Consider the following 15086-nt stretch of genomic DNA (forward strand, 5'->3'; position numbering starts at 1 on the left):
CGACGGGGAGGCCGGGGCGCGGGAATGCACCGCATCGTGCTATCGTTCGCCCTGTTGATTCGGGGAGGGTCATGGCAGAGGCGGCCGATGAACTGAGCACGCCGCTTGGGCAGACGACCAAGGGCAGGAGGCGCCGCGTCCGCCTGCCATTCACGGCGATGCAGGCGCTTGCCGTGCTGCTGGGGCTCGTGCTGGTCGGTTTCGGTGGCGTCGCGCTGTTCAACGACAATCCGCTCGGCGGCGAACCGATGGCCCGTATCGCGCTCCGTACACCCCCGCCCGCAGCCGCCGACGACAAGCACGCCCCGGCCGGCCAGGCCGAACCGGCGGCCAAATCCCCCGCCAAGGTGCCGGCCGCTGTCGGCGACGCCAAGGACGCGAAGACCGTCACCATCATCGACGGTTCCAGCGGCAAGCGCCAGGACGTGGTGATCGGCGCCGCCGATCCCGCCGACAAGAGCGATGGCGACGCGCCGGCGCTCGCGATGGCCGGCATCGACCCCCGCCTTTTGGAAAAGTCGCGCTACGGGATGATCCCGGTGGTCGCCGACGGCCTGAAGCCGTTCACGGTCTATGCGGCCGACGCCGACCGCGCCAAGGCGGGCCGGATGCCGGTGGTCGCCATCGTGGTCGCCGGCCTCGGCGTCGGTGCCGCCAAGACCACTGATGCCATCATGAAGCTGCCGCCGGCCGTGACGCTGGCCTTCACGCCCTATGGCGCCGACCCCGGCAAGCTTGCGGAACGCGCCCGGACCCAGCGCCACGAGATCCTGCTGCAGATCCCGATGGAGCCGTTCGACTATCCCGACAACGATCCGGGGCCGCAGACCTTGCTGACGACACTCGGCAGCGAGCAGAATCTCGACCGCTTCTATTGGCACCTGAGCCGCCTGCAGGGCTACGCCGGGATCGCCAATTTCATGGGTGCCCGGTTCGTCGCAACCGATCCCGTGATGCAACCCATCGTCCGCGAAGCGGCCAAGCGCGGCCTGAGCTATTTCGATGACGGTTCCACCCCGCGCAGCGTCGCGCAGAGCCTCGCCGCCGGCCAGGCGCTGCCGTTCGCGAGGGCCGATTTCGCCATCGACGCGGTGCCGACGTCGGCGGAGATCGACCGCGCGCTGGTCAAGCTGGAGACGATCGCCAAGGAACGCGGCACCGCCGTGGGCGTCGCCTCGGCCCTGCCGGTCTCGATCGAACGGCTCGGCGCCTGGCTCAAGACACTGGACTCCAAGGGCATCATGCTTGTGCCATTGACAACGGCGATGCTGAAATCAAAATCGGGCTAAAGATCAATCCGTTGGTGCAGCTTGAGACCTTGCCGGGGGGCCGGGTCGGCGGCTCCGGAAACTGTACGAGGTAGCGGCAGCATGGCACGTTATGAAGACCTGCCCTATCGAACCTGCGTCGGCATCATGCTGCTGAACACCGCCGGGCTGGTCTTCATCGGACGCCGCGCCGGCGGCATCGAGCATGTCGACGACGCTCATGTCTGGCAGATGCCGCAAGGCGGCGTCGATCCCGGCGAGGATACGTTTCAGGCCGCAAGGCGCGAGCTCTATGAAGAGACCAGCGTCAAATCAGTGGAAAAGCTCGGCGAGGTCCCGGACTGGCTGATCTATGACATCCCGCGCACTGTCGCGGGGCGCGCCTGGAAAGGCCGCTATCGCGGCCAGCGGCAAAAATGGTTCGCCTTGCGCTTCACCGGCGAGGAGAAGGAGATCAACGTCTCCAATCCCGGTGGTGGAGGCCACAAGGCCGAGTTCATGTCCTGGCGCTGGGAGCCGATGAAGAATCTGCCGGAACTGATTGTGCCGTTCAAGCGCCCGGTCTATGAGCGCGTCGTGAAGGAATTCGCCGGTTTGGCGGCCAAATAGAGCCACGACTCACGCAACCGAGATGTCATCAGATAAGCCGTATCGCCCCAACGTGGGCATTGCACTGTTCAACACCGCTGGACGCGTGCTGATCGGCCACCGGATCAAGGACGATGGTCCGGAGATCGTGTTGCCCGGCCTCGAATGGCAGATGCCGCAAGGCGGCATCGACGCGGGCGAGGATCCGCGCCAGGCCGTGATGCGCGAATTGTGGGAAGAGACCGGAGCGGTCAACGCCGACTATCTCGGCGAGACCGACTGGATGACCTACGAATTTCCGTCCCATCATGTGCCGGAAACACACCGTCTTGCACGATTTCGTGGCCAGCGGCAAAAGTGGTTTGCGTTGCGCTTCACCGGGCGCGACGACGAGATCGATCCGTTGACGCCGCGCAACAACCAGCCCGCGGAATTCGATCAATGGCGCTGGGAGCGCCTCGACCGCGTCGCCGATCTCGTGGTGCCGTTCCGGCGCGACGTCTATCGCGCCGTCGCCACCCGGTTTGCGGAATTCGCCGGCTGATCTGCGGGCGCAACGCGCCGCGCATCGCCCGGCGTCATGCCGTAGGTCGCGCGGAACACGCGATAGAACGTCGCGATGCTGTCGAAGCCGCATGAGAACGCGATCTCGTCAATGCCACGCTCCTGCATGAGGTAGAGAGACCGCCTCGCCTCCCTCAGCCTTGCCGCCGTCAGCGTCCGCGCAAACGACAGGCCGGTCGGCTCGAACAGCGCATGCAATTGCCGAAGTGAAATGCAAAGCTCGGTGGCGACCGCGGCCGGCGTGAGCGACGGCCGATGCAGGTCGCGGAGCAGGATTTCACGCGCGGCGTGGAGGTAGCCCGCACGCAGCGCGGCACGGATTTCATCCTGGCGTGGCCGCACGCGCCCGCGCGCAAGCAGCGCCAGACGCACCATGTGCGTGACGTCGCCGGCGAACTCCCCAGCCTGCGCGGGGTCATGCGTCATCGCGCGGAACATGGCGCCGACAAGCCGGGTCAGCCCGGCATCCCGCGACAGCATCACCGGCGGCACGTCCTCGATCCGCGCATCGAGCACAAGCTCGCTGGTGATGGGAATCTTGAGGCTGTAGAAATGAAAGCCGTCGGTGCGTTCGGGTTTCGAGGCAAACGGAAGATTGGAGTGACCGAACACCAGATCTCCGTTGCGCACGTACTGGACGCGATCGCGGCCAATATCCATGTGACCGGGCCCGCGCACCTGCCACGCAAGATGCAGACTGTTGCTCGGGACGCGCGCGATGTCGGACGAGGTCCGGCTGACGCGATAGGACGACGCCGACATTTCCGCCAGCACGGCGCCGCCCACCGGTGTTGCGGAAAACCGTCCACGGAAATCGGGCCGCTTGTCACGGTCGAGCTCGATCGTGACCCCGAATAGGCTTTTGCCGCGTACGTCGCACCAGTGCTCGAAACGGTCCTGCGGGCGGAGAGCATCGGTGGAGAAAGTCAGCACTGCATCTTGTCCGTTACATCAGGGATGAAATCGCGATGCGATCGGGCCAATTCGTCATCGCGCCGCAACTTGTCATTTATGCACGATTCTCGCTGTAAACTGCTTCACAGTTTCCGAACCATGCTCTAGTTCGGGCCGACCGCGAACGGACCGATCGCGATGACACGACAATCGCTGTCGCGCTTGACGCACTCGCCGAGCGCCGAATTCACCGCGGCCTGTTCGTTGGCGGCCTTCAATCCGAGCCCCGGCCGTCCCTGCGCGCCGACCGCGATCGCATTCCAACCTGCCGTCGCATCGGCGAGCTTCCGTGCAACTTCATTGCGTTCGCCCGGCGCGATGACCGAGCTGTCCGCGGCCCTGAAGAAACCCGTGACACGCAACGTGGTCGGAATCGGCACCACGAAGACATCGTCGACCACGACGATCGTGCAGGGCACGCCCGCGACCGCGCCGCAGGCTTGCAGGTTGCGGCGCGCCGATTCCTCGAGCGAATCGATGCCCGAATTGAAGAAGAATTGCCCGCCCGGACCGAGCGCGATGGTCCGCGTCTTGCGCCCCGGCACGAACAGGTTGTCGAGCCGGGCCCTGGCCGGGTCGCGCAGCAGCGGAACGTCCCTGGTGGCGTACGGCTTCTCGACCAGCGCATCGCGCCTCACCCATGGCAAGGGCGGCAGCGGAGGCTGGCCATGGGCATACACGACGGTGTTGCCGACGGCGTACAGTTCGCACTTGCGCGGCGAGTTGGCATTGTCGGCGCGCTTCTGGCACAGCTCGAGTGCCGCCGTCTTCGCCGTGTCCTCGCTCGGCTGCGCCACGCTCCATCCGACGAAGCCGTTGATGTTGAGGGCAACCGCCTTGGAATCGCCCGCGGGCAAATATTCGGTCGCCAGCGCGCTGCGGGTGCGGTCGCTGACGAAGGGAGTGCTGTCGGCGACGAACTTATCGCCCGATGAAATCGAAGGTGGCGGTGACGGCGGCACCGGAGAGGCCGGCGCGGCCAGATTCGGCGCAGGCGCAAGTTTCGCCGGGGCAGACGGCGCCGTCGATGCTGATGGCGACGGTGCCGCCGATGGCGCCGGCGAAGCGGATGCCACGGGCACGGATGTCGGAGTGGAGCTCGCCACGGAAGCGGGCTTCGTCGCCGACGTTTCCAGCTTGGTGTAGGTGAGGAAGCCGCCGACGCCGATCGCCGCCAATAGCACCAGGGTGATGGCGGCGGGCCACATCCAGGCCGGCGCACCCGCAGGTGCGGCCTTGACCGGCTTCTTGACCTGTGGCGTCGCGTAGGTGCCGTCCTCGCGCCGCATCGCCACCATATAGGCGTGCACGGGGGTCGGGATGTTCTTCACTTCCTGCGCGCCGATGTCGGCGAACTGCACCGACAGCTTGTTGGCGACCTGTTCGTGCACCGCGCGCGATATGCAGATGCCGCCGACCTCGGCGAGGCCTTCGAGCCGCGCGGCGATATTGACGCCATCGCCGAGCAGATCGCCGTCGCGCTCGACGACGTCGCCGATGGTGATGCCGATTCGAAACGCCATCTGCCGGCTTGGCGGGTACGCCATGTTGCGCGTGCGCAGGCTTTCCTGGATGTCGATCGCGCAGCGCACGGCTTCAACGGCGCTGGGGAATTCCGCAAGCACCGCATCGCCCGCGGTGTTGAAGATGCGGCCACCGCATTTCGCGATGAAATCGTCGGTGACTTGCCGATAGGAGGCGAGCCGCCGCAGCGTCTCTTCCTCATCCTCGGCAACCAATCGACTATAGCCTGCAATATCGGCCGCAAAGATCGCCGCGATCTTGCGCTTCATGAGCACCAGCCCCGGAACCCAAATATGTCGGGCAGAATGCCGCCAGATGCTCGCAGGCGCAACAAGCATTCAGCGCCCGCCAGGCTGCGGCGAGCGTTGAATTGTTCAAGTTTCGTAGCCGATGACTGGAAATGTGTGAGCGATTTCACAAGGAGGTCCGGCTCATCCGGACGCAAGGGCGCGATCGCTAGTCAGCAATCGCGCCTTAGTGCATCGCCGTCGCGTTGAGCTCGTGCTGGATGCTCTTGAAGTGATCGAGCCGCTCGATCGCGTTGTCGAGCTCGAAGCCCTCCTTCTCGGCGAGCTTCTCTTGCATCTCGGTGATTGTCTCGGCGAACTTCGCGCGATCGAGGTCCTCAATCGCGGTCGCAACGTCGGCAAGCACAGTGAGGCCCTTGTCCGACACCTCGGCAAGACCACCGAGCACGATCACCCTCTCGCGCTTGCCGGCAGCCCTGATCGTCAGGATGCCCGGACGAACCGTGGCGATGACGGGAGCATGTCCGGCGAGCACGCCGAAATCACCCTCCACACCGGGAACGTCAACCTGATCGACCTCGCCGGAGAAGGCGAGCTTTTCGGGAGAGACGAGATCGAAGTGGAAGGTGGCCATGGTCTTTCCGTTCTTTGCGCTGTCACCCGCGGGCTCGACCCGCGGGTCCATCAGTCAAAATGCTTCTGGTGCGATGGATCGCCGGATCAAGCCCGGCGATGACGACATCCCAAAGCTTAGGCCGCTTCGGCGGCGAGCTTCTTGCCCTTCTCGACGGCTTCTTCGATGGTGCCGACCATGTAGAATGCCGCTTCCGGCAGATGGTCGTACTTGCCCTGGCAGAGATCGCGGAAGCCCTTGATGGTGTCGGCGAGGTCGACGAACTTGCCCGGCGAGCCGGTGAAGACTTCGGCGACGTGGAACGGCTGCGACAGGAAGCGCTCGACCTTGCGGGCGCGGGCGACCGTCAGCTTGTCCTCTTCCGACAGTTCGTCCATGCCCAGAATGGCGATGATGTCCTGCAGCGACTTGTAGCGCTGGAGGATCTGCTGGACCATACGCGCGGTGTTGTAGTGCTCGTCGCCGACGACGAGCGCCGACAGCATGCGCGAGGTCGAGTCGAGCGGATCCACCGCCGGATAGATGCCCTTTTCCGAGATCGCGCGCGACAGCACCGTGGTGGCGTCCAAGTGCGCGAACGAGGTGGCGGGCGCCGGGTCGGTCAAGTCGTCGGCCGGCACGTAGATCGCCTGCACCGAAGTGATCGAGCCCTTCTGGGTGGTGGTGATGCGCTCCTGCAGCGCGCCCATGTCGGTCGCGAGCGTCGGCTGATAGCCCACCGCCGAAGGAATACGGCCGAGCAGCGCCGACACTTCCGAGCCCGCCTGGGTGAAGCGGAAGATGTTGTCGACGAAGAACAACACGTCCTGGCCCTGGTCGCGGAAGTGCTCGGCGACCGTCAGACCGGTCAGGCCGACGCGGGCGCGGGCGCCCGGCGGCTCGTTCATCTGGCCGAACACCAGCGCGCACTTCGACTTCACGCTCGGATCCGGATTGTGCGGATCGGCGTTGACCTTCGATTCGATGAACTCGTGATAGAGGTCGTTGCCTTCACGGGTACGCTCGCCGACGCCGGCGAACACGGAGTAACCACCGTGCGCCTTCGCGACGTTGTTGATCAGTTCCTGAATCAGCACGGTCTTGCCGACGCCGGCGCCGCCGAACAGGCCGATCTTGCCGCCCTTGGCGTACGGAGCAAGAAGATCGACGACCTTGATGCCGGTGACGAGGATTTCGGCTTCGGTCGACTGGTCGGTGTAGGTCGGCGCTTCCTGATGGATGGCGCGCAGGCCTTCGGACTTGATCGGACCGGCTTCGTCGATCGGCTCGCCGATCACGTTGATGATGCGGCCGAGCGTGCCTTCGCCGACCGGCACCCGGATCGGCTCGCCGGTGTCGGTCACTTCCTGACCGCGGACCAGACCCTCGGTGATATCCATCGCGATGGTACGGACCGTCGACTCGCCGAGATGCTGCGCGACTTCGAGCACGAGGCGATTGCCGCCATTCTTGGTCTCGAGCGCATTCAGAATCGCCGGAAGGTGGCCTTCGAACTGCACGTCGACCACGGCGCCCGTGACCTGGGTGACGCGACCGTTCTGGTTGGCTGCTGTAGCCATGGACTGTTCTCCTTCGAAATCTGCCTTAGACCGCCTCAGCGCCGGAGATGATTTCAATCAGCTCCTTCGTGATCTGGGCCTGGCGGGTCCGGTTGTAAATCAGGGTTTGCTTGCGGATCATTTCGCCTGCGTTGCGCGTCGCGCTGTCCATCGCGCTCATCTGCGCGCCGTAGAACGAGGCGTTGTTCTCCAGCAGCGCGCGGAAGATCTGCACAGCGAGGTTGCGCGGCAACAGGCTGCCGAGAATCTCGTCTTCTTCAGGCTCGTATTCGTAGGACGTGGCGGGAGCCGCACTGGCCGCAGGCGCAACCACCTCGAGCGGGATGATCTGCTGCGCGGTCGGGATCTGCGCGATCACCGACTGGAAACGCGAGTAGAACAATGTGCAGACATCGAACTCGCCGGCGTCGAACCGCGCCAGCACCTTCTGGGCAATGTCCTCGGCGTTGACGAAGCCGATCTGACGCACCGAACGCAGGTCGAGATGCTCGACAATGCGCTTCTCGAAGGTCCGCCGCAGCTGCTCGTAGCCTTTGCGGCCGACGCAGAAGAATTTGACTTCCTTGCCCTGCGCGAGCAGCGACTGCGCCCGTTCGCGCGCCAGGCGCACGATGGCCGAGTTGAAAGCGCCGGACAGGCCGCGCTCGCCGGTGCAGACCAGCAGCAGGTGCACGTCGTTCTTGCCGGTACCCGCAAGCAGTGGCGGCGCGCCCGGCGAGCCATTGGCCGCGGCGGCGATGTTGGAAATCACCGCGTCCATCTTGGTGGCATAAGGCCGCGCCGCTTCGGCGGCGTTCTGCGCGCGGCGCAGCTTCGAGGCTGCGACCATCTGCATGGCCTTGGTGATCTTCTGCGTCGCCTTGGTCGAGGCGATGCGGACCCGCATGTCTTTTAGTGACGCCATTCTTCGTTCACCCCGGCGATCCGACCACAACGGTCAGATCGCAAGCCTCCGTTCGTCACGCCCGGCGGCGAGCCGGGCGACGTCCCATTCGTTATGCAAACGTCTTGGCGAAGCCTTCGACGGCCGTCTTGAGCTTGGCGGCGGTGTCGTCGGACAGATCGCGGCTGGTGCGGATCGCATCGAGGATGTCGGCATTCTTGCCGCGCAGCAGCGACAGCAGGCCGTCCTCGAACGCTTTCACCTTGTTGAGCGGCAGCGGATCGAGATAGCCGTTGGTGCCGGCCCAGATCACGCAAACCTGCTCTTCCATCTTCAGCGGCGAGAACTGCGGCTGCTTCAGGAGCTCGGTCAGGCGCGAGCCACGGTTGAGCAGGCGCTGCGTCGAGGCGTCGAGGTCCGAGCCGAACTGCGCGAACGCCGCCATCTCACGGTACTGCGCGAGTTCGCCCTTGATCTTGCCGGCGACCTTCTTGGTCGCTTTGGTCTGCGCCGACGAACCGACGCGCGACACCGACAGACCGACGTTCACCGCAGGACGGATGCCCTGGAAGAACAGGTCGGTTTCCAGGAAGATCTGGCCGTCGGTGATCGAGATCACGTTGGTCGGGATGTAGGCCGACACGTCGTTGGCCTGGGTTTCGATGACCGGCAGCGCGGTCAGCGAGCCCGAACCGTGGTCCTTGTTGAGCTTCGCCGCGCGCTCGAGCAGGCGGGAATGCAGATAGAACACGTCGCCCGGATAGGCTTCGCGGCCCGGCGGACGGCGCAGCAGCAGCGACATCTGGCGGTAGGCGACGGCCTGCTTGGACAAGTCGTCATAGATGATCACGGCGTGCATGCCGTTGTCGCGGAAGTATTCGCCCATCGTGCAGGCGGTGAACGGCGCGATGTACTGCATCGGCGCCGGATCCGACGCGGTGGCCGCGACGATGATCGAGTATTCCAGCGCGCCCTGCTCTTCGAGCACCTTGACGAACTGCGCCACGGTGGAGCGCTTCTGGCCGATCGCGACGTAGACGCAATACAGCTTGAGGTTCTCGTCCGGCTGGGCATTGAGCGGCTTCTGGTTCAGAATGGTGTCGAGCGCGATCGCGGTCTTGCCGGTCTGACGGTCACCGATGATCAGCTCGCGCTGGCCGCGGCCGATCGGAATCAGCGCATCGATCGCCTTGAGGCCGGTGGCCATCGGCTCGTTCACCGACTTGCGCGGAATGATGCCCGGCGCCTTGACGTCGACGCGCTTGCGTTCGGTCGCCTGGATCGGACCCTTGCCGTCGATCGGGTTGCCGAGCGCATCGACGACGCGGCCGAGCAGGCCCTTGCCGATCGGCGCGTCCACGATGGCGCGGGTGCGCTTGACGGTCTGGCCTTCCTTGATTTCGCGGTCGGCGCCGAAGATCACGATACCAACGTTGTCGGTTTCGAGGTTGAGCGCCATGCCGCGCGTGCCGTTCTCGAACTCGACCATTTCACCGGCCTGAACGTTGTCGAGACCGTAGACGCGGGCAATACCGTCACCGACCGACAGCACCTGGCCAACTTCGGTGACCTCGGCTTCCTGGCCGAAATTCTTGATCTGGTCCTTGAGGATCGCAGAAATTTCTGCGGCGCGGATGTCCATCAGCCTGCCTCTTTCATCGCGTTCTTGATCGAATTGAGTTTGGTGCGAAGCGAACTATCCACCATGCGGCTGCCAAGCTTGACCACGAGGCCACCGATAATGGAGGGATCGACCTTCACGTTAAGCGCGACGTCCTTGCCCGTCACTGATTTCAGTGCGGCCTTCAGCGCGTCGAGATTCTTGTCATTGAGCTGCTCGGCGACGGTGACTTCCGCAGTCGCCTCGCCCTTGAACTTCGCCACCAGCGCGCGATAGGCGCGGATCACATCGGCAATTGCGAACAGCCGGCGATTGGCGGTGAGCACCTTGAGGAATCTGGCCGACGCGCCGGAGATACCGGCCTTGTCGAGGACCACGGTCAGCGCCTTGAGCTGGGCGTCCGCGGAAAACACCGGGCTGCGGACGAGACGCTTGAGGTCGGCGCTCTCGTTGAGCATGGCCTCGAATTTGTCGAGGTCGGCCCTGACTTGATCGACGGATTGCTCGTCGCGCGCCAACTCGAACAAGGCCGTTGCGTAACGACCGGACACTCCCGAAACGGACGGATCTTCAGCAGCCACGAGCTCGCTCTTTTTTGCTGTCAAATTCGCAAGGGAAAAACCGTCGCCACCAAAGCAGCGCCTAGCGATCCAAGCCCTTGGAATTCAAGCGGGACTTCGATTTTCGACCGGCACAGGACGTGCCGGGACCGTTAAAATCGCGGCTTTGCTAACATAGCAATCGCGCAGGTGCAACATGACGGCATCGTGCGAGCCGCCTTGTCGCACGCGCTTTTTGGCGACCGCAGCGAGCCGCCGAATCATAAAAATTCGGCGCGCGGAAACCCGTCCCGCCAACACCGATTCAGGTCACCGCAGATTTGTTCCATCGAAAATCTGCATGGGCCTATGGGCTCTCGCGCAGGGAACCCAAAACGGGCGTCCGCTTCATTTGGCGATTACTTACCGAAAACTTACCGTCGCGCCTCTAATCAGTATTCATGAGTATAGTTACCATTAAAAATTGGTTAAAGGGCAAGATTACGGAACCTCGCTCGAATACCCCGAAGCGGTAACAAGATATTTCAACACGAGACATTCGGGATTTACTGCCCAATTCGTGCCTCATTGCGAAACCAAACGGCATTGGTCAACGAAGGGACGGGGGTCCACTTGCCGTGTTAGCGGCAATACTGTCTGAGGGTCTTATCAATGCTGAATATCAAGAAGGCGGCGGGCAAGGGTACCCGCTCGCGTACGGCGCTTGCTTTTGTAGCCGCAACTCTTCTGGTCGGGGGCACCGTGACGGAGGCGTCCGCGAAGTCCAGGCACCACCATCATCGCCACCACCATCATCACCACGCCCGCGCCGAAGGCTCGTCCTGGCGCGACGCCAATGCATCGATCCAGCCGTCCGGCGGCCACTCGTCGTTCTCGGGGATGGCTTCCTTCTATGGCAATGAATCCGGCAGCCGCACCGCTTCCGGCCAGCGCTTCAATCAGAACGCCATGACCGCGGCCCACCGTTCGCTGCCGTTCGGCACCAAGCTTCGCGTCACCCATGGCGGCCGCAGCGTCGTCGTCACCATCAACGATCGCGGCCCGTTCATCCGCGGCCGCGTGCTCGACCTCTCGACCGGCGCAGCGCGCGCCATCGGCCTGACCGGTGCCGGCGTCGGCCGCGTCACCGCCGAGGTCGTCTCGTAACGCGTTCAGTAAGCGTTGCGTTGCGTAACGGCCGCGAGGCCTGCTTCGCGCCAAAGGCCTGCCGTCGAGAATGACGGCAGGCTTTTTTCTTTGCGGGCTGCCTAAAGGAAGCTCTGCGGATCGACGTCGACCTCGAGCTTCAGATTGCCCTTGGTCTTCGGGCCCGCCTCAAGCCATTCGCGCAGATATTGCGACAGGTCGACATTGCGCAGCGACTTCACCAGCAGGCGGAAGCGGTAGCGGCCCTTGATGACGGCAAGCGGCGCCTCGGCGGGGCCGAGCACCTGGATCCGCTCATCGAGCGGCGCGACCGCGGCGAGTTTGCGGGCAAAGCCTTCCGCCGTCGGACGGTCGCCAGCGGACACGATCAGGCTCGCCAGTCGGCCGAACGGCGGATAGCCGGTGCGCTCGCGAATCTCGATCTCGCTGGCGTAGAACGCCTCGCGGTCATTGGCGATCAAGGCCTTGATGACGGGATGCTCAGGCTGGTGCGTCTGCAGATAGCCGACGCCACGGCCCTGATCGCGGCCGGCACGGCCGACCACCTGGTTCAGCAGCTGGAACGTCCGCTCGGCGGCGCGCGGATCGCCGTTGCTCAAGCCGAGGTCGGCATCGATGACGCCGACCAGGTTGAGCCGCGGAAAGTTGTGCCCCTTCGCCACCAGCTGTGTTCCGATGATGATGTCGACGCGGCCCTCGGCGATCTCGTTCAGCTCGCTGCGCATGGTTTCGATCGAGGTGATGAGATCGCTCGACAGCACCATGGTGCGGGCCTCGGGGAAGATGTGAGCTGCCTCCTCCTGCAGGCGCTCGACGCCGGGACCGACCGCGACCAGCGATTCCTCGGCCGCGCAATGCGGGCAGATGTTCGGGCGCGGCATCGAGAAGCCGCAGTGATGACAGACCAGCCGCTGGCGGAATCTGTGATCGACCAGCCATGCATCGCAGATCGTGCAGGCGAAGCGGTGACCGCAGGCGCGGCACAGCGTCAGCGGCGCGTAACCGCGGCGGTTGAGGAACAATAGCGCCTGCTCGCGGCGCTCGATCGCATGGCGAATTTGCTCGGCCAGCACCGGCGAGATGAAGCGCCCGCGCGGCGGTGGGGCGCGGCGCATGTCGATCGCCTCGATATGCGGCATGTGCTGGCCGCCGAACCGCGATGGCAGCGCCACGCGCTGGTAGCGCCCCTTGCGCGCATTGACCTCGCTCTCGACCGAGGGCGTCGCCGACGCCAGCACGATCGGGATCTTTGCGATATGGGCGCGGACCACCGCCATGTCGCGCGCGTGATAATGCGCGCCCTCGTCCTGCTTGTAGGCCTGGTCATGCTCCTCATCAACGATGATGAGGCCGAGATCGGCATAGGGCAGGAACAACGCGGAGCGGGCGCCGACCACGACCGGCGCCTTGCCCTCGGAGATCGCAGCCCAGTTGCGCGCCCGCGTGCGCGGCGTGAGCTCTGAATGCCATTCCAGCGGCCGCACGCCGAAGCGCTGCGCAAAGCGGTCGAGGAACTGGCCGGTCAGCGCGATTTCCGGCATCAGGATCAGCGTCTGCTTGCCGCGGCGGATATTCTCGGCGATCGCCTCGAAATAGACCTCGGTCTTGCCGGAACCGGTGACGCCGTCGAGCAGCGCGACGTGAAAGCTGCCGCTCGCAGCCAGTGTCCGCAGCACGTCGACCGCGCTGCGTTGCTCGCGCGAAAAATCCGGCTGCGCATAGGAGGGATCCGGAACAGGTGGCGCCGCCGGCGGCGGCATGGCCTCGACCGTCAGCGTGCCTTCGTCGACCAGGCCGTCGATCACGCCGGAACTGACGCCGGCCTCCCGCGCCGCCTCCGACTTGCCGTGCAGCAACCGGTCCGACAGCACCTCGATCACCCGCCGGCGCGCCGGTGTCAGGCGCCGCGGCGGCTCGCCGACCAGGCGCACCCCGAGGCGCATCCGCTCGGGCCCGAGATTTTCGCCCATCCGCAGCGTCATCCGCAGCACCATGCCGCGTGCCGACAGTGTGTAATTGGAGACCCAGTCGATGAGCTGGCGCAGCTCCGCCTTCAGCGGCGGAACATCGAGCTTCTCGCTGACGTCCTTGAGCCGGTTGTGCAGCCGCGGATCGGGCCTGGCATTCTCGGCCCACACCACCGCGACGACCTCGCGTGGCCCGAGCGGAACGCAGATCACGTCGCCGGGCGCAAGCTCCATGCCGCGCGGCACGCGGTAGGAATAGGTCTGGTTCAACGCGACAGGCACCAGCACGTCGACGACGCCTGTCGTCGATGCTGCGGCTGGGCCGGGGCGTGTGGTGTGATCCATTGAATCAGAACTTTGAACCGAAACGGGCTAGAGCATTTTCGGTTCTGATTAAATCAGAACCGAAGCTCTAGCTTCTTGTTTTGACGCGTTTTCTTCACGCGAACCGGTGCCCACTTCGCTCGAAAACGCTCTAACACCGCTGCGCCGCTTTAGCGAACGGTAAACGAAGGCAGTGCGATATAATCAGGAGAATCGCAGCGCCAATAGCCCTTAAGAGACGGACATGGCCCGGACCGATCAGCCCATTCAACCGATCGAGCTCGACTGCGCCGACGCCTCAGTCACGCAGGAGATGACGCGCTGGCTGTCGCATCTGCGTGCCGAGCGGCGACTGTCGCCGAAGACGCTCGAGGCCTACGCCCGCGATGTACGCCAATGCCTGGCTTTCCTCGCCGAACACTGGGGCGCGCGCGTGACGCTCAAGGCATTTTCCGCGCTCGAGGCGAGCGATGTCCGCGCCTTCATGGCGATGCGCCGCGCAGACGAGATCGGCGGGCGATCGCTGATGCGGGCGCTGGCGGGCCTGCGCTCGTTCGGACGTTTCCTGGAACGCGAAGGCAAGGGCAAGGTCGGCGCGCTGTCGGCGATCCGCGCGCCCAAAGTGGCGAAGAGCCTGCCGAAGCCGATCCATATCGAAGCGGCCAAACGCTTTACCGACGCCGACGAGCGCGCTGACGAAACCCGCGAGACCTGGATTCTGGTGCGTGATGCCGCCGTCATGGCGCTGCTCTACGGTTCGGGCCTGCGCATCTCCGAGGCGCTCGGCCTGAAGCGCCGCGACGTGCCGAAGCCGGGCGAAGGCGACGTGCTTGTCGTGACCGGCAAGGGCAACAAGACCCGCATGGTGCCGGTGCTGCAGAACGTGCTGCAGTTGATCGCGGACTATGCGGCGATCTGCCCGCACCAGCTCAGCCCGACCGGGCCGATGTTCATAGGCGCCCGCGGCGGCCCCTTAAGCCCGCGCATCATCCAGCTCACCATGGAGCGGCTGCGCGGCGCGCTCGGCCTGCCCGACAGCGCGACGCCGCATGCGTTGCGGCACTCCTTCGCCACCCATCTGCTCAGCCGCGGCGGCGATTTGCGTGCGATCCAGGAATTGCTCGGCCACGCGTCGCTGTCGACCACGCAGATCTACACCGGCATCGACAGCGAGCGCCTGCTCGAAGTCTATCGCTCCGCGCACCCGCGCGGCTGAACGCCCGGATCTGAGTTCAGAACACGGCGC

The 15086-nt window shown here is 64.8% G+C and carries 13 protein-coding genes; 5 read left to right on the forward strand and 8 right to left on the reverse strand.

Annotation, left to right across the window (positions count from 1 at the left end; all coding sequences use genetic code 11):
• Window positions 1-71 precede the first annotated feature (71 nt).
• The 3 genes from HAP48_RS14075 to HAP48_RS14085 all read left to right on the forward strand — a co-directional run bounded on the left by HAP48_RS14075 (window position 72) and on the right by HAP48_RS14085 (window position 2400).
• Complete coding sequence (locus tag HAP48_RS14075; protein ID WP_166213298.1) at window positions 72-1289, forward strand: divergent polysaccharide deacetylase family protein; 1218 nt, start codon at window positions 72-74, stop codon at window positions 1287-1289.
• A gap of 81 nt (window positions 1290-1370) precedes the next feature.
• Complete coding sequence (locus HAP48_RS14080) at window positions 1371-1877, forward strand: RNA pyrophosphohydrolase (RefSeq protein WP_029081346.1); 507 nt, start codon at window positions 1371-1373, stop codon at window positions 1875-1877.
• Between the two features lie 22 nt (window positions 1878-1899).
• The gene (locus HAP48_RS14085; RefSeq protein ID WP_029081345.1) at window positions 1900-2400 is read left to right on the forward strand and encodes an RNA pyrophosphohydrolase; all 501 of its coding nucleotides are present in this window, start codon (window positions 1900-1902) and stop codon (window positions 2398-2400) included.
• On the opposite strand, the gene HAP48_RS14090 is transcribed toward HAP48_RS14085, so the two are convergent.
• From HAP48_RS14090 to HAP48_RS14120, 7 genes are all read right to left on the reverse strand, one after another.
• Window positions 2358-3353 (reverse strand): helix-turn-helix transcriptional regulator, encoded by a 996-nt coding sequence (locus HAP48_RS14090; RefSeq protein ID WP_166213297.1) that lies wholly within the window; start codon window positions 3351-3353, stop codon window positions 2358-2360. The two genes, HAP48_RS14085 and HAP48_RS14090, sit on opposite strands and share 43 nt — an antisense overlap.
• Window positions 3354-3478: 125 nt before the next feature.
• Window positions 3479-5167, reverse strand: coding sequence for an adenylate/guanylate cyclase domain-containing protein (locus HAP48_RS14095; RefSeq protein ID WP_166213296.1), 1689 nt, complete (start codon window positions 5165-5167; stop codon window positions 3479-3481).
• 205 nt (window positions 5168-5372) lie between these two features.
• Window positions 5373-5780: a F0F1 ATP synthase subunit epsilon gene (locus HAP48_RS14100; protein WP_166213295.1), complete on the reverse strand. Its 408-nt coding sequence runs from the start codon at window positions 5778-5780 to the stop codon at window positions 5373-5375.
• A gap of 116 nt (window positions 5781-5896) precedes the next feature.
• The gene (gene atpD, locus HAP48_RS14105; RefSeq protein ID WP_029081341.1) at window positions 5897-7339 is read right to left on the reverse strand and encodes a F0F1 ATP synthase subunit beta; all 1443 of its coding nucleotides are present in this window, start codon (window positions 7337-7339) and stop codon (window positions 5897-5899) included.
• A gap of 25 nt (window positions 7340-7364) precedes the next feature.
• On the reverse strand, window positions 7365-8243 hold the full coding sequence (locus tag HAP48_RS14110) for a F0F1 ATP synthase subunit gamma (RefSeq protein ID WP_166213294.1): 879 nt from the start codon (window positions 8241-8243) through the stop codon (window positions 7365-7367).
• Window positions 8244-8334: 91 nt separating this feature from the next.
• Window positions 8335-9864: a F0F1 ATP synthase subunit alpha gene (atpA, locus tag HAP48_RS14115; protein WP_029081339.1), complete on the reverse strand. Its 1530-nt coding sequence runs from the start codon at window positions 9862-9864 to the stop codon at window positions 8335-8337.
• Window positions 9864-10424: a F0F1 ATP synthase subunit delta gene (locus tag HAP48_RS14120; protein WP_166213293.1), complete on the reverse strand. Its 561-nt coding sequence runs from the start codon at window positions 10422-10424 to the stop codon at window positions 9864-9866. The genes atpA and HAP48_RS14120 overlap by 1 nt, the downstream gene beginning before the upstream one ends.
• A 630-nt stretch (window positions 10425-11054) precedes the next feature.
• Here HAP48_RS14120 and HAP48_RS14125 point away from each other — a divergent pair.
• Window positions 11055-11549, forward strand: a complete 495-nt coding sequence (locus tag HAP48_RS14125; RefSeq protein WP_166213292.1) for a septal ring lytic transglycosylase RlpA family protein — start codon at window positions 11055-11057, stop codon at window positions 11547-11549.
• A 101-nt stretch (window positions 11550-11650) separates the two neighbouring features.
• On the opposite strand, the gene HAP48_RS14130 is transcribed toward HAP48_RS14125, so the two are convergent.
• Entirely contained in the window at window positions 11651-13861 is a 2211-nt protein-coding gene (locus HAP48_RS14130; protein WP_166213291.1) for a primosomal protein N', read from the reverse strand.
• A 223-nt stretch (window positions 13862-14084) separates the two neighbouring features.
• On the opposite strand from HAP48_RS14130, the gene HAP48_RS14135 reads away from it, so the two are divergent.
• A complete protein-coding gene (locus tag HAP48_RS14135; protein WP_166213290.1) occupies window positions 14085-15056 on the forward strand; it encodes a tyrosine recombinase XerC in 972 nt (323 codons plus the stop codon).
• The last annotated feature ends 30 nt before the right edge of the window (window positions 15057-15086 follow it).

This window comes from Bradyrhizobium septentrionale (genome assembly GCF_011516645.4).
Classification (GTDB): Bacteria; Pseudomonadota; Alphaproteobacteria; order Rhizobiales; family Xanthobacteraceae; genus Bradyrhizobium; species Bradyrhizobium septentrionale.

What these genes read in the sequence shown, in the direction of transcription:
- HAP48_RS14100 (WP_166213295.1), bottom strand. Translation starts at nt 5,780, where the DNA reads ATGGCCACCTTCCACTTCGATCTCGTCTCTCCCGAAAAGCTCGCCTTC.
- HAP48_RS14130 (WP_166213291.1), bottom strand. Translation starts at nt 13,861, where the DNA reads ATGGATCACACCACACGCCCCGGCCCAGCCGCAGCATCGACGACAGGC.
- HAP48_RS14075 (WP_166213298.1), top strand. Translation starts at nt 72, where the DNA reads ATGGCAGAGGCGGCCGATGAACTGAGCACGCCGCTTGGGCAGACGACC.
- HAP48_RS14085 (WP_029081345.1), top strand. Translation starts at nt 1,900, where the DNA reads ATGTCATCAGATAAGCCGTATCGCCCCAACGTGGGCATTGCACTGTTC.
- atpD (WP_029081341.1), bottom strand. Translation starts at nt 7,339, where the DNA reads ATGGCTACAGCAGCCAACCAGAACGGTCGCGTCACCCAGGTCACGGGC.
- HAP48_RS14080 (WP_029081346.1), top strand. Translation starts at nt 1,371, where the DNA reads ATGGCACGTTATGAAGACCTGCCCTATCGAACCTGCGTCGGCATCATG.
- HAP48_RS14110 (WP_166213294.1), bottom strand. Translation starts at nt 8,243, where the DNA reads ATGGCGTCACTAAAAGACATGCGGGTCCGCATCGCCTCGACCAAGGCG.
- HAP48_RS14135 (WP_166213290.1), top strand. Translation starts at nt 14,085, where the DNA reads ATGGCCCGGACCGATCAGCCCATTCAACCGATCGAGCTCGACTGCGCC.
- atpA (WP_029081339.1), bottom strand. Translation starts at nt 9,864, where the DNA reads ATGGACATCCGCGCCGCAGAAATTTCTGCGATCCTCAAGGACCAGATC.
- HAP48_RS14125 (WP_166213292.1), top strand. Translation starts at nt 11,055, where the DNA reads ATGCTGAATATCAAGAAGGCGGCGGGCAAGGGTACCCGCTCGCGTACG.
- HAP48_RS14095 (WP_166213296.1), bottom strand. Translation starts at nt 5,167, where the DNA reads ATGAAGCGCAAGATCGCGGCGATCTTTGCGGCCGATATTGCAGGCTAT.